Origin of the sequence: Klebsiella sp. w6 (genome assembly GCF_033100215.1) — a bacterium.
GTDB lineage: Bacteria > Pseudomonadota > Gammaproteobacteria > Enterobacterales > Enterobacteriaceae > Klebsiella > Klebsiella variicola.
The window spans coordinates 1,049,024-1,062,222 of record NZ_CP136907.1; the positions used below are offsets into that span (position 1 = coordinate 1,049,024).

Annotated in this window: 12 protein-coding genes; 6 read left to right on the top strand and 6 right to left on the bottom strand. The window is 61.6% G+C overall.

Features of this window, described 5'->3' with window-relative positions:
- The first annotated feature begins 48 nt into the window (after positions 1-48).
- Complete coding sequence (locus R0140_RS05165; RefSeq protein WP_032731143.1) at positions 49-1,449, top strand: glycoside hydrolase family 1 protein; 1,401 nt, start codon at positions 49-51, stop codon at positions 1,447-1,449.
- A gap of 53 nt (positions 1,450-1,502) precedes the next feature.
- On the opposite strand, the gene flhA is transcribed toward R0140_RS05165, so the two are convergent.
- The 6 genes from flhA to hypA form a co-directional block, all read right to left on the bottom strand.
- Entirely contained in the window at positions 1,503-3,575 is a 2,073-nt protein-coding gene (gene flhA / locus R0140_RS05170) for a formate hydrogenlyase transcriptional activator FlhA (RefSeq protein ID WP_008806189.1), read from the bottom strand.
- 184 nt (positions 3,576-3,759) lie between these two features.
- Positions 3,760-4,770: a hydrogenase expression/formation protein HypE gene (gene hypE / locus R0140_RS05175; RefSeq protein ID WP_048964703.1), complete on the bottom strand. Its 1,011-nt coding sequence runs from the start codon at positions 4,768-4,770 to the stop codon at positions 3,760-3,762.
- Positions 4,767-5,888 (bottom strand): hydrogenase formation protein HypD, encoded by a 1,122-nt coding sequence (gene hypD / locus R0140_RS05180; protein ID WP_012967355.1) that lies wholly within the window; start codon positions 5,886-5,888, stop codon positions 4,767-4,769. Before hypD ends, hypE begins: the two co-directional genes overlap by 4 nt.
- The gene (locus tag R0140_RS05185; protein WP_022064696.1) at positions 5,888-6,160 is read right to left on the bottom strand and encodes a HypC/HybG/HupF family hydrogenase formation chaperone; all 273 of its coding nucleotides are present in this window, start codon (positions 6,158-6,160) and stop codon (positions 5,888-5,890) included. Before R0140_RS05185 ends, hypD begins: the two co-directional genes overlap by 1 nt.
- On the bottom strand, positions 6,151-7,023 hold the full coding sequence (gene hypB, locus R0140_RS05190; RefSeq protein ID WP_008806186.1) for a hydrogenase nickel incorporation protein HypB: 873 nt from the start codon (positions 7,021-7,023) through the stop codon (positions 6,151-6,153). Before hypB ends, R0140_RS05185 begins: the two co-directional genes overlap by 10 nt.
- Before the next feature lie 3 nt (positions 7,024-7,026).
- Positions 7,027-7,371 (bottom strand): hydrogenase maturation nickel metallochaperone HypA, encoded by a 345-nt coding sequence (gene hypA / locus R0140_RS05195; RefSeq protein ID WP_012540763.1) that lies wholly within the window; start codon positions 7,369-7,371, stop codon positions 7,027-7,029.
- Positions 7,372-7,580: 209 nt separating this feature from the next.
- Between hypA and hycA the strand changes: the two genes are divergently transcribed.
- From hycA to hycE, 5 genes are all read left to right on the top strand, one after another.
- Positions 7,581-8,030, top strand: coding sequence for a formate hydrogenlyase regulator HycA (gene hycA / locus R0140_RS05200; protein WP_004205645.1), 450 nt, complete (start codon positions 7,581-7,583; stop codon positions 8,028-8,030).
- Positions 8,031-8,112: 82 nt separating this feature from the next.
- The gene (locus R0140_RS05205) at positions 8,113-8,721 is read left to right on the top strand and encodes a 4Fe-4S dicluster domain-containing protein (protein WP_012540764.1); all 609 of its coding nucleotides are present in this window, start codon (positions 8,113-8,115) and stop codon (positions 8,719-8,721) included.
- Entirely contained in the window at positions 8,718-10,544 is a 1,827-nt protein-coding gene (gene hycC, locus R0140_RS05210; RefSeq protein ID WP_012967357.1) for a formate hydrogenlyase subunit 3, read from the top strand. Before R0140_RS05205 ends, hycC begins: the two co-directional genes overlap by 4 nt.
- Positions 10,545-10,546: 2 nt before the next feature.
- Entirely contained in the window at positions 10,547-11,470 is a 924-nt protein-coding gene (locus R0140_RS05215; protein WP_317703953.1) for a respiratory chain complex I subunit 1 family protein, read from the top strand.
- 16 nt (positions 11,471-11,486) lie between these two features.
- Positions 11,487-13,196: a formate hydrogenlyase subunit HycE gene (gene hycE, locus R0140_RS05220; protein ID WP_004151044.1), complete on the top strand. Its 1,710-nt coding sequence runs from the start codon at positions 11,487-11,489 to the stop codon at positions 13,194-13,196.
- Positions 13,197-13,199 lie beyond the last annotated feature (3 nt).

Sequence of the window (13,199 nt, forward strand, 5' to 3'; positions counted from 1 at the left end):
CGTTCAGGCTGCGCCAGACGGGCGCAGCCTTTTTTCGAAGGAGAGGTTATGCAGCAATATCAGTTTCCGCAAGGGTTCCTGTGGGGGGCGGCGGCGTCCGGCCCGCAAACGGAAGGGGTCACCAATAAGCGCCATCGTTCCATCTGGGATAGCTGGTTTGCCGAACAACCGGAGCGATTTTATCAGCAGGTAGGGCCGCAAACCGTATGTGATACTTATCATCAGTATCCGCAGGACGTGGCGCTAATGAAACAGACCGGCTTCAACTCGTTTCGCACCTCGATACAGTGGTCACGACTGATCGCTGATTTGGAAACCGGCGCGCCGGACCCGGACGCGGTGCGTTTTTATCACGCCTATCTCGATGAGATGATCGCCAACGGCATTGAGCCGATGATCAATCTCTACCACTTTGATATGCCGGAAGCGCTGCAGAAACAGTACGGCGGCTTTGAATCGGCGCACGTGGCCGAGCTGTTTGCCCGCTTTGCCCGCACCGCCTTTAGCCTGTTTGGCCATAAGGTTAAATACTGGATAACCTTCAACGAGCCGATTGTGCCGGTTGAGGGGGGCTACCTGTACGACTTCCACTATCCGTGTAAGAAAGATGGCCGGCTGGCGGCGCAGGTGGCGTTTAACATTATGCTGGCGCACGCCAAAGCGGTAACGGCTTATCGTGAACTGGCGCTGGTGGGCGAGATCGGCGTGGTGCTCAACCTGACCCCGAGCTATACCCTCACCGACAGCGACGCGGATAAAAAAGCCGCCGGGTATGCCGACCTGTTTTTTAACCGCAGCTTCCTTGACCCGCTGGTAAAACATGAATTCCCCAAAGCGCTGTGCGAGATCCTCGCCGCCCACGATTGCCTGCCGACGACCAGCAAAGACGACGTGGCGTTGATCCTCAGCGCGGATATCGATTTTCTTGGGGTGAACTATTACGTGCCGCGGCGGGTAAAAGCGCGTGAGGGCGAATATGATCTCGATTATTTCACCCCGGAATACTATTTCGAAAACGCGGTGAACCCGCAGGGCCGCTTTAATCCCTATCGTGATAACAACGAGATCCTGCCACAGGCGATCTATGACATTGCCGCCAATATTCGCGATAACTACGGCAACATTAAGTGGTATCTCGCGGAAATCGGCATCGCGATGGATCGACAATCAGAGGGAGAGCCCGGGGCGGACGGGGTGATAGACGATAATTTCCGCATCCAGCTGATGGAGGAGCATCTGGTGCAGCTGCACCGCGCCATTGCCGACGGCGCGAACTGCTTTGGCGTACACCAGTGGACGTTTATCGACAACTGGTCGTGGATCAATGCCTTCAAACGACGCTACGGCTTCTGGCGACTGGATCTGGAGACCGGCGAGCGACAGATAAAACGCAATGCGCTGTGGTTTGCCGAACTGGCGACCAGCAACGGTTTTACCAGCGATAAATAGCGCGCGGCGCCAGCGCTCCCTCTCACCGGGGCGGAAAGGGGGAGCGCGCGAGGTTACACCAGTTCGTCTTTATTAATACCCAGCCGCTTCATGCGCGACAGGAGCGTGGTGCGCTTGAGCCCCAGTCGCTGGGCGGCGCCTTTCGGCCCGGCCACCACGCCGTTGCTCTCCTTCAGCACCCGGACGATCAGCTGATATTCATCCTCACCTTCCTCAGGCAGGACCGCCGGCGTTCGAGGAACTTCCACGATCTCCCGCTCCGGCAGGGAGAGCTGCAGTACGTTGCCGCGGGTGAGTAACACCGCCCGTTCGATAACGTTTTCCAGCTCGCGCACGTTGCCCGGCCACTCCATCCGCGTCAAGGTGCGCAGGGTTTCCGCCGGAATGCTGTCGATGTTGCGCCCCATGCGGCGGGCGATTTTAAAGGTAAAGGCCTTCACCAGCAGCGGGATATCGTCGGGACGTTCGCGCAGCGGCGGCAGGTGGATGGGGAACACGTTGAGCCGATAGTAGAGATCGCTGCGGAATTCCCTGTCGATAACCATCTGCTTGAGATCGCGGTTGGTGGCGGCGATCAGCCGGACGTCGGTCTGGATCAGCTTGTTGCTCCCCAGACGTTCGAACTCCTGCTCCTGGAGGACGCGCAGCAGTTTAGGTTGCAACTCCAGCGGCATATCGCCCACTTCATCAAGGAACAGGGAGCTTTTGTCCGCCAGCTCGAAGCGGCCGATACGCTGGGCGCTGGCCCCGGTGAACGCGCCGCGTTCGTGGCCGAACAGATCGCTCTCCAGCAGCCCGGCGGGCATCGCGGCGCAGTTCATCTTCACCATCCGTCGACCGTTACGCCCGCTGAGGTTGTGGATGGCGCGGGCGATAAGCTCTTTACCGGTGCCGGTTTCGCCGAGGATCAGCACGGTGCTGTCGCTGTGCGCCACCATCTCGACCTGTTTGAGCACATTGTTCATCGCCTCGCTGCGGCCGATGATCTCGCCGAATTCGCTCTCGACATTATTGAGCTGCTCGGTGAGGGCGAGGTTCTCATCCACCAGCCGCTCTTTCAGGCGCTGAATTTCGCGGTAGGCGAGGGCGTTATCGATAGCGATCGATACCCGCTCGGCGATCTGCCGCAGCAGCTTGAGATTGGTGGTGGTGAAGACCTGTTCGTCGCACTGCGCCAGCTTCAGCACCCCGAGCAGGGTATTGCCGGACATCAGCGGCAGCAGGCACAGGGTCTGGATCTTATTGCCCCACATCTCGAAGAGCATTTTCTCATACGGCGCGAGGGTGTCATGCTCGTGCAGGTTGAGCAGCAGCATCTCTTTGCTTTTGAACACGCGCTCGGTGAGGGTACCAGCTTCATCCACCTCGCTCTGGTCGTGGACGGGATGGCTGGCGTCAAGATAATGCGTGGAATAGATGTTGAGCTTCCCTTTGCGGTCGCTGCGCAGCACCACGCTGATGGCGTCGATCCGGAAGTAGCGATGGATCTCTTTCGCCACCTCGCTGACCAGCTCGTCGATATCCAGGCGTGAGAGCACCGCGTTGGTGATCGCCACCAGGATGCGAAAGTTGTCGCGCTCGTGGCACAGCAGATCGTAATCGACGTTATTGCTGACCCGGTTCTGAATTTGCTCGGTGACGACGGCGACGATCTGCGTGAAGGTATGCAGCCGCTGGAACTCTTTCTCGCTCCACGGCCGGTTGTCACGGCGCAGAAATTCACAGCCGCCGAAGATCCGCCCATCAGCCGCCAGCGGCAGCAGCGAGTAGTACCCGAACGGGCGATAGAGCCCGCTGCGGATAAGCTGCGGCCAGGTGTCGGCAAAGGTCTCGTGGTCGCAATGCAGGGCATCCGGCCGGGAGAGTAAGCGGCGCACCGGACCGTGGGCGAGCACGGTTTCGTCCTCGTAGCTCACCGGGTGACCGGCTTCATCGCAGGCGTACCTGGCCGCGCGGTGGTTACCCGCGTTCCACAGGATGATGGCCGCCTCGTCGGCGAGCGCAGACTGTTGCACCAGGCGGGTGAGAGTTTCGCTCAGCGCGGCCAGATCGGGCTGCTGTAATAAAAGCCGGGTGATATCGAACAGCCCTTGCTGGCCGAGATCGCTCATCGGTGTATACGACATTGCTTACGTCCAAAACGCGCCGACAACGTGGCGCATAAGAAAATGATGGTACAAATAATAGTATGTTAATAAAGCGGTTATTGCCGCTTTAACCCCGGCTCGCGCTGCGCTTAGCCGGGCTACGTGCGCGCAGTTTTGTAGCCCGGATAAGGCGCCAGCCGCTATCCGGGACCCGACGCCGTCGTTAACAAATTCTCGGCAGCGGCTCGGCGTGGGGAAGATCGAGCGTACGCTTCACGCCGTACAGCCCAACGGAACGCACGCCCGGGCGGTCGACCACTTCGCCGATTATCGCCGCATCGCGTCCCAGTGGGTGAGACCGCAAATGCGCTAGCACGTTTTCCGCGGCCTCGCGGGCGACGGCGAGCACCAGTTTGCCTTCATTGGCGAAGTTCAGGGCGTCCAGCCCAAGCAGTTCGCAGACGCCGCGCACCGTATCGTTGACCGGCAGCGTTGCCTCCTGCAGTTCGATGCCGCAGCCGCTGGCGGCGGCGAACTCATGGGCGACGGCATTGACCCCGCCGCGGGTGGCGTCGCGCAGAGCTTTCACTCCACTCAGTGGCCGCAGGGTCTGGATAAGCGGCGTCAGCACCGCGCAATCGCTGGACAGCGCGCCGTCCAGCCCCATCTGCTCGCGCAGGTTAAGGATGGTGGCGCCATGATCCCCCAGCGTGCCGCTGACCAGTAGCACATCACCGGCGCTAATCTGCTGCGTCCCCCAGCGAACGTCCGCCGGGATGGCGCCGATGCCGGCGGTGTTAATAAACAGCTTATCCGCCGCGCCGCGCGGCACCACTTTAGTGTCGCCGGTGACGATGGCGATCCCTGCCGCCCGGGCGGTGTCGGCCATGCTGGCGACCACCGCTTCCAGGGTGGCCATCTCCAGCCCCTCTTCGAGAATAAAGCCGCAGGAAAGATAGCGGGGGATGGCGCCGCTGACCGCCACATCGTTGGCGGTACCGCAGACGGCCAGCTTGCCGATATTGCCGCCGGGAAAGAACAGCGGGTCAATCACGTAGCCGTCGGTGGAGAAGGCGAGGCGGTCCCCCTGGGAGGCGAGCGCTGCCAGATCGAGGCGCGCCTGATCCTCCTGCTCCGCCAGCCAGGGGTTGGCGAAGGCCTGCATAAACAGGTCGCCGATCAGCTGCTGCATTGCCTGACCGCCGCTACCGTGGGCTAACTGGACGCTTTTCATGCTTCATTTTCCTGACTGCGATATTGATACCAGGCGGCGCAGGCCCCTTCTGAGGAGACCATCAGCGCGCCAAAGGCGCTTTGCGGATTGCAGGTGCGGGCGAAGAGCGGGCACTGGTGCGGTTTACAGCGGCCGGTCAGCACCTCGCCGCAGCGGGCCCGCGGGTCGTCGCACACGCGCTGCGGCGCCGGGCGGAAATGCGCCTCGGCATCGAAGCGCTGATAGGCTGGCGTAAGCTGCACGCCGGAGTCGCTAATGACCCCCAGGCCGCGCCATTCGCTGTCGCCATCCAGGCGAAAGACGTCGGCCATCGCCGCTTGCGCCAGCGGGTTGCCGGCATCCGGCACCACGCGACGGTACTGATTTTCCACATCGCTGCGCTGCGCTATTGTCTGCTCAACCAGCATCACCGCGCCTTGCAGTAGATCAAGCGGTTCGAAACCAGCGACCACTAAAGGACGATGATAGTCGCTGGCGATAAAGCCGTAGGCTTCGGTGCCGATCACCATACTGACGTGGCCCGGGGCGAGAAAGGCGTCGATACTGTTGTCCGGCTGATCCAGCAGGCTGCGCAGGGTCGGCAGCAGGGTGATGTGCTGGCAGAAAAAGTAGAAGTTATCGACGTTGCGCTCCCGCGCCTGACGCAGGGTGAGGGCGGTGGCGGGCATGGTGGTTTCGAAACCGAGGCCGAAAAAGACCACCTCACGCTGCGGGTTTTGCTGCGCCAGCCGCAGGGCGTCCATCGGCGAGTAAACGATGCGGACATCGGCGCCGCGGGATTTCGCCTGCAGCAGCGAGCCGTTTTTACCTGGCACGCGCATGGCGTCGCCGAAGGTGCAGAAGATGACCCCCGGACGGCTGGCAATCTCAATGCAGGCATCGATGCGCCCCATCGGCAGGACGCACACCGGGCAGCCTGGCCCATGAATAAATTCGATATTCTCCGGCAACAGCTGGTCGAGCCCGAATTTAAAAATGGCATGAGTATGGCCGCCGCAGACCTCCATGATGCGTAGCGGTCGCGCGGCGGTGTGCGGCAGCAGACGCGCACGCTGCTGAAGATGCGCCACCAGCTGCATCACCTGTTCGGGGGCGCGGTATTCGTCAACGTAACGCATTATCGCTCCTCGCCATACAGCAGCGCGCCGACGTCCGGCTCCACATCGAACATATTTTGCAGCGCCTCGAGAGTGTCGCGCGCTTCGGCTTCATTGATCACGCTCATGGCGAACCCAACGTGCACCAGCACCCACTGGCCGAGACGCGTCTGACCCTGCTCGTCAACGGCGCCCACCAGCGTCAGGTCGACGTCGCGCTGAATGCCACAGACTTCCACCTTCGCCAGCACGCCGTCGATGGCGCAAATTTGTCCCGGAATGCCTATGCACATCGCTGCGTCTCCAGCCAGGTGAGCCACTGCTCCATGCCTTCGCCGCTGGTGGCCGAGAGGAGAATAATCTCAATATGCGGATTGACCTCACGGGCGCAGGCCAGGCACTTCTCAACGTCGAAATTGAGATACGGCAGCAGGTCGACTTTGTTGAGCAGCATCAGGCTGGCGGCGGCAAACATATGTGGATATTTCAGCGGCTTGTCTTCGCCTTCGGTGACCGACAGCACTGCCACCTTATGGCGTTCGCCAAGATCAAAGCTGGCCGGGCAGACCAGGTTGCCGACGTTTTCGATAAACAGAATGCCGTGGTCAGCCAGCGGCAGGCGCGGGGCGGCGTCGGCGATCATCTGGGCATCGAGATGGCAGCCTTTCCCGGTATTGACCTGAATCGCCGGGGTGCCGGTGGCGCGAATGCGGGCGGCGTCATTGACCGTTTGCTGATCGCCTTCAATCACCGCGCAGTCGGCGCGTCCTTTCAGCCGGGTGAGGGTTTCGGTCAGCAGGGTGGTTTTACCGGAGCCGGGGCTGGAAACCAGATTCAGCACCAGCTGCTGTTTCGCCGCAAAGCGTGCGCGGTTGCGCGCCGCCAGACGGTTGTTTTTATCCAGCACGTCGATCTCCACTTCCAGCATCCGCCGCTGGCTCTGCCCCGGGGCGTGAGTCCCAGCCTCGCCATGGCCGTAATGCAGGTCGCCCTCTGGCGTGCGGGTGGGGGCGAAGTGATCGGTTTTGACACCGGTGATGGTCATCGTCTGGCGTGGGGCGGGCGCGAAGGGGGCGCTGCGGAACGCGGAATGCGGGTTTCGTTCGTCTCCTTCAATATAGAGGTTGCCTTCGCCACAGCCGCATGTTGTACACATAGTTTACTCCAGTTCTAAACGCTGAATCTGTAAGCCGTCATCCGCCACGATCTGTAGCTGGTCGTTATTGCAGAGCGGGCAGCGGCGGACGTGCTGCGAGACAAGATGGACGTACTGCTGGCAGCGTTCGCACCAGCATTCAGCCTGTTGTTCGGCGATATGCAGTTCGCACCCCTCCGCCAGCGTGCCGCGGCAGACCAGCTCAAAGCAGAAGGTCAGGGCGCTGGCTTCCACGCAGGAAAATGCGCCGACCTTGAGCCACACGCCGGTCACCCGTCGCGCGCCGGCCTGCTGCGCCTGTTGTTCAATAATTTCCAGCGCCCGCTGGCTGAGGGTGATTTCGTGCATAGTCGCCTCCGTATCGCAATGCGCCTTGTATGCAATAACGATGCCAGAATGAAATCGTCGTGGCCGGCAATGTCGATGTCGACGCCCCGGGGCTGTCATCGACATGTCGCATCGGTAGGGATGAATACAAAAACATAGTTAAATCAATTAAATAAAAAATGGCATGAAAAATGCTTAGAGGGTGCATCTCATGCAACGGAGAAACCGATATGACTATTTGGGAAATAAGTGAAAAGGCGGATTACATCGCCGACCGTCACCGGCAGCAGCAGGAGCAGTGGCACATCTACTGTAACTCGCTGGTTCAGGGGATCACCCTGTCGAAGGCCCGCCTGCATCACGCGATGAGCTGCGCGCCGGATAAAGAGCTGTGCTTCGTGCTGTTCGGCCATTTTCAGGTGTTTGTCGCGCTGGCGGAAGGCTTTAACAGCCACACCATCGAATACTACGTCGAAAACAAAGGCGGCGGTGATAAGTACCTGATTGCTCAGGCCACGCTGGCGGCAGATGGCACGGTGGACGGGCGGATCAGCAACCGCTCCCGCGACCAGGTGCTGGAGCACTATCTGGCGATTATCGCCACTGTCTATGACCGTCTATATGACGCCATGGAGCAAGACCAACCGGTGGATTTAAGCCATCTGGCCCTGACCCACTGATCGCGAGGTGTCGACACGTGTCGAAAATGACACCTGCGCAACCTGATTTCGTCAAAAATGACTTTCACCCGAGGATGACCCGGTGAACCGTTTTGTAATTGCTGACTCCACTGTCTGTATCGGCTGCCGCACCTGCGAAGCCGCCTGCTCTGAGACGCATCGCCAGCACGGCCTGCAGGCTATGCCGCGGCTGCAGGTGATGCGTAATGAAAAAGAATCGGCACCGCAGATGTGCCACCACTGCGAAGATGCCCCCTGCGCCACCGTCTGCCCGGTTAACGCCATCCAGCGCGTCGATGGCGCCGTCCAGCTCAACGAGAGCCTGTGCGTAAGCTGCAAACTGTGCGGCATCGCCTGCCCGTTTGGCGCCATCGAATTTTCCGGCAGCCGTCCGCTGGATATTCCGGCCAATGCCAATACCCGACTGGCGCCCCCCGCGCCGCCGGCGCCGGCCCGTGTCAGCTCGCTGCTCGACTGGGTGCCCGGCGTGCGCGCCATTGCCGTGAAATGCGACCTCTGCCACTTCGATGACCAGGGCCCGGCCTGCGTGCGGACCTGCCCGACCAACGCGCTGCTGTTGGTGGATAGCCGGGATATCGCCCAGGCCAGCAAGCGTAAACGCCAGCTGACCTTTAATACCGACCTTGGCGACTTGTCGCTGTTCCAGGCGCAACAGGGGGAGAGGGAATGAGTGTAATGGGATTAGTCAATCAGGCGGTGATGTGGTACGCCGCCAGCGCCGTGCTGGCCTTTGTGTTTGCCATGCGTAAACCGCTCAGCGGCGCTATTGCCGGGATCGGCGGCGCGGTGGCCAGCGCCATGCTGGTGGTTGCCGGCGGCGCAGCGCTCTTGATGCCGGAACGGATCCACGGCGGCATGCTGCAGTTTCTGCATCTGACGATGCGGGTGGGCGGTGTCAACGCGCTGTGGCTGCTGGCCATCGGCCTGTCGGCGCTGCCGGTGTCGCTGTTCAATATTAGCTGGCATCGCCATCCGCAGGTGAAGGCCAACGGCCTGCTGGTCAACCTGCTGCTGGCCGCCGCCACCTGCGCGGTGGTGGTGACCAATATCGGTTCGCTGGTGGTGATGGCGGAGATCATGGCGCTCTGCGCGGCGTTTCTCACCGGCTGCGCCGCTTCCGGTAAGCTGTGGTTTGCCCTGGGGCGTCTCGGCACGTTGCTGATGGCCTGGACCTGCTGGCTGGTGTGGTCGACCTACGGCACCCTCGAGCTGGCGCAGATCAACCTCCAGGCAGTGGATATGATGCAGAACCCGCTGCTGTGGCTGCCGGGACTGGTGGGGTTCGCCCTGCTGGCCGGGGCGATCCCGCTGCACGGCTGGGCGCCGCAGGCTCACGCCGGGGCCAGCGCGCCGGCCGCCGCGCTGTTTTCCACCGTGGTGATGAAGGTCGGTCTTTACGGCATGCTGACCGTCTCGCTGGCTGGCGGCGTGCCGCCGCTGTGGTGGGGCGTCATGCTGCTGGCGCTGGGGATGATCACCGCCTTTATCGGCGGGCTGTATGCCCTGATGGAGCATAACATTCAGCGTCTGCTGGCCTATCACACCCTCGAGAACATCGGCATCATCCTGCTGGGGCTGGGCGCCTTTGTTACCGGCGTGGCAACCCGCAACAGCACGCTGATGGTGCTGGGTTTTATCGGCGGCATGTATCACCTGATTAACCACAGCCTGTTCAAAACCACGCTGTTCCTCGGCGCCGGGGCGGTGTGGTTCCGTACCGGCCATCGCGATATCGAGAAGCTGGGCGGCATCGGTAAAAAAATGCCGTTGATCTCCCTCGCCATGCTGGTAGGACTGATGGCAATGGCGGCCCTGCCGCCGCTGAACGGCTTCGCCGGCGAGTGGGTTATCTACCAGTCCTTCTTCAAAATGAGCACCGGCGACCTGTTTATTGGCCGTCTGCTGGGGCCGCTGCTGGCCGTCGGCCTGGCGATCACCGGCGCACTGGCGGTGATGTGTATGGCGAAAGTCTATGGCGTGACCTTCCTCGGCGCGCCGCGGACGAAAGAGGCGGAAAACGCCACCTGCGCCCCCTGGCTGATGACCCTGAGCGTAATACTGGCGGCGGTCTTCTGCCTCGTTGGCGGCATCGCCGCGCCGTGGCTGCTGCCGCTGGTGAGCGGCGCCTTCCCGGTGCAGGCTCAGGTATCGAGCGTGGTATCGCAGCCGATGATCGCGCTGCTGCTTATCGCCTGCCCGCTGCTGCCGTTCCTGCTGATGATCTTCTTTAAAGGCGATCGCCTGGCGGCGCGCTCGCGCGGCGCGGCGTGGGTCTGCGGTTACGACCACGAGCAGTCGATGGTGGTAACGGCCCACGGCTTTGCCATGCCGGTGAAAGAGGCCTTTGCGCCGTTGCTGAAGCTGCGTCACTGGCTGAACCCGGTGCGTCTGGTGCCGGGCTGGCAATCGGCCTCGGCGCCGGCGCTGCTGCGCGGGATCGCGCTGGTTGAGCTGGCGGTGCTGGTGGTGATTGTCATTTCGCGAGGAGCCTGAGAATGAGTCTGTTAATTGCATTGCTACAGGCGCTGGTGCTGTTTGCCGTCGCGCCGCTGTTGTCCGGGATCGTTCGCGTCGCCCGCGCGCGGCTGCATAACCGCCGCGGACCGGGGGTACTGCAGGAGTATCGCGATATCCTGAAACTGCTGGGCCGTCAGAGCGTCGGTCCTGACGCCTCTAGCTGGGTGTTCCGCCTGACGCCGTACGTCATGGTCGGCGTGATGCTGACCATCGCCACCGCGCTGCCGGTGGTGACGGTGGACTCTCCGCTGCCGGTGCTCGGGGATCTCATCACCCTGATCTACCTGTTCGCCATCGCCCGTTTCTTCTTTGCTATTTCCGGTCTGGACACCGGCAGCCCGTTTACCGCGCTGGGCAGCAGTCGCGAAGCGATGCTCGGCGTGCTGGTGGAGCCGATCCTGCTGCTGGGCCTGTGGGTGGCGGCGCAGGTCGCCGGCTCGACCCATATCAGCACCATCACCGATACCCTTTACCACTGGCCGGCGGCGCACAGCATTCCACTGATTCTGGCGCTGTGCGCCTGCGCCTTCGCCACCTTTATCGAGATGGGCAAACTGCCGTTCGATCTGGCGGAAGCGGAGCAGGAGCTGCAGGAGGGCCCCCTGTCGGAATACAGCGGCAGCGGCTTTGGCATCCTGAAGTGGGGCATCAGCCTCAAACAGCTGGTGGTGCTGCAGATGTTTGTTGGGGTCTTTTTCCCGTGGGGCCAGATGACCAGCTTCAGCGTCGGCGGCCTGCTGTTGGCGCTGGTGGTCGCTGTCGTCAAGCTGGTAGTCGGGGTGCTGATTATCGCGTTGTTTGAAAACAGCATGGCGCGTCTGCGTTTTTGTGCCACCTCCCGCGTCACCTGGGCCGGGTTTGGTTTCGCCTTTTTAGCTTTCGTCTCCTTGCTGGTGGCGTGATTAAGAGAGTTTGAGCATGTCTGAAGAAAAAATCGGTCAACACTATCTTGCGGCGCTGCACCAGGCCTTTCCGGGCGTGGTGCTGGACGAAGCCTGGCAGACCAAAGACCAGTTAACTATCACCGTGAAGGTCAACTACCTGCCGGAAGTGGTGGAGTTTCTCTACTACCAGCAGGGTGGCTGGCTGTCGGTGCTGTTCGGCAACGATGAACGTAAGCTCAACGGCCACTACGCGGTCTATTACGTGCTGTCGATGGAGCAGGGCACCAAATGCTGGATCACCGTGCGCGTGGAAGTGGACGCCAACAAACCGGAATACCCGTCGGTGACGCCGCGCGTCCCGGCGGCGGTGTGGGGCGAGCGCGAAGTGCGCGATATGTACGGCCTGGTGCCGGTCGGTCTGCCGGACGAACGTCGTCTGGTGCTACCGGACGACTGGCCGGACGAACTCTATCCGCTGCGCAAAGACAGCATGGACTATCGCCAGCGTCCGGCGCCGACCACCGACGCGGAAACCTACGAGTTCATTAACGAGCTCGGCAGCAAGAAAAACAACGTGGTGCCGATCGGCCCGCTGCACGTCACCTCTGATGAACCTGGCCACTTCCGCCTGTTCGTTGACGGCGAGAACATTATCGATGCCGACTACCGCCTGTTCTACGTCCATCGCGGGATGGAAAAGCTGGCGGAAACCCGCATGGGCTATAACGAAGTGACCTTCCTGTCGGACCGGGTGTGCGGCATCTGCGGCTTCGCCCACAGTACCGCTTACACCACCTCGGTGGAGAACGCGATGGGCATCGTGGTGCCGGAGCGGGCGCAGATGATCCGCGCCATTCTGCTGGAGGTGGAACGCCTGCACTCGCACCTGCTGAACCTCGGTCTGGCCTGCCACTTTACCGGCTTTGACTCCGGCTTTATGCAGTTCTTCCGCGTGCGCGAAACCTCAATGAAGATGGCGGAAATTCTCACCGGCGCGCGTAAAACCTACGGCCTGAACCTGATCGGCGGGATCCGCCGCGACCTGCTGAAAGAGGACATGATCCAGACCCGTCAGCTGGCGCAGCAGATGCGCCGCGACGTGCAGGAACTGGTGGATATGCTGCTCAGCACGCCGAATATGGAACAGCGTACCGTCGGTATTGGCCGTCTGGATCCGGAAATCGCCCGCGACTTTAGTAACGTCGGCCCGATGGTGCGCGCCAGCGGCCACGCCCGCGACACCCGCGCCGACCACCCGTTTGTCGGCTACGGCCTGCTGCCGATGGAAGTCCACAGCGAGCAGGGTTGCGACGTAATATCTCGCCTCAAGGTGCGGATCAACGAGGTTTATACCGCGCTGAATATGATTGATTTCGGTCTCGATAACCTGCCGGGCGGCCCGCTGATGGTGGAAGGGTTCACCTATATTCCGCACCGCTTCGCACTGGGCTTCTCCGAGGCGCCGCGCGGCGACGATATCCACTGGAGCATGACCGGCGACAACCAGAAACTGTACCGCTGGCGCTGCCGGGCGGCGACCTATGCCAACTGGCCGACCCTGCGCTATATGCTGCGCGGCAACACCGTTTCCGATGCGCCGCTGATCATCGGCAGCCTCGACCCGTGCTACTCCTGTACCGACCGCATGACCGTTGTCGACGTACGCAAGAAGAAGAGCAAAGTGGTGCCGTACAAAGAGCTGGAGCGCTACAGCATCGAGCGTAAAAACTCGCCGCTGAAATAAGGA

What these genes read in the sequence shown, in the direction of transcription:
- hypA (WP_012540763.1), bottom strand. Translation starts at nt 7,371, where the DNA reads ATGCACGAAATCACCCTCAGCCAGCGGGCGCTGGAAATTATTGAACAA.
- hypE (WP_048964703.1), bottom strand. Translation starts at nt 4,770, where the DNA reads ATGAAAAGCGTCCAGTTAGCCCACGGTAGCGGCGGTCAGGCAATGCAG.
- R0140_RS05185 (WP_022064696.1), bottom strand. Translation starts at nt 6,160, where the DNA reads ATGTGCATAGGCATTCCGGGACAAATTTGCGCCATCGACGGCGTGCTG.
- hycA (WP_004205645.1), top strand. Translation starts at nt 7,581, where the DNA reads ATGACTATTTGGGAAATAAGTGAAAAGGCGGATTACATCGCCGACCGT.
- R0140_RS05215 (WP_317703953.1), top strand. Translation starts at nt 10,547, where the DNA reads ATGAGTCTGTTAATTGCATTGCTACAGGCGCTGGTGCTGTTTGCCGTC.
- hypD (WP_012967355.1), bottom strand. Translation starts at nt 5,888, where the DNA reads ATGCGTTACGTTGACGAATACCGCGCCCCCGAACAGGTGATGCAGCTG.
- flhA (WP_008806189.1), bottom strand. Translation starts at nt 3,575, where the DNA reads ATGTCGTATACACCGATGAGCGATCTCGGCCAGCAAGGGCTGTTCGAT.
- R0140_RS05165 (WP_032731143.1), top strand. Translation starts at nt 49, where the DNA reads ATGCAGCAATATCAGTTTCCGCAAGGGTTCCTGTGGGGGGCGGCGGCG.
- hycE (WP_004151044.1), top strand. Translation starts at nt 11,487, where the DNA reads ATGTCTGAAGAAAAAATCGGTCAACACTATCTTGCGGCGCTGCACCAG.
- hypB (WP_008806186.1), bottom strand. Translation starts at nt 7,023, where the DNA reads ATGTGTACAACATGCGGCTGTGGCGAAGGCAACCTCTATATTGAAGGA.
- hycC (WP_012967357.1), top strand. Translation starts at nt 8,718, where the DNA reads ATGAGTGTAATGGGATTAGTCAATCAGGCGGTGATGTGGTACGCCGCC.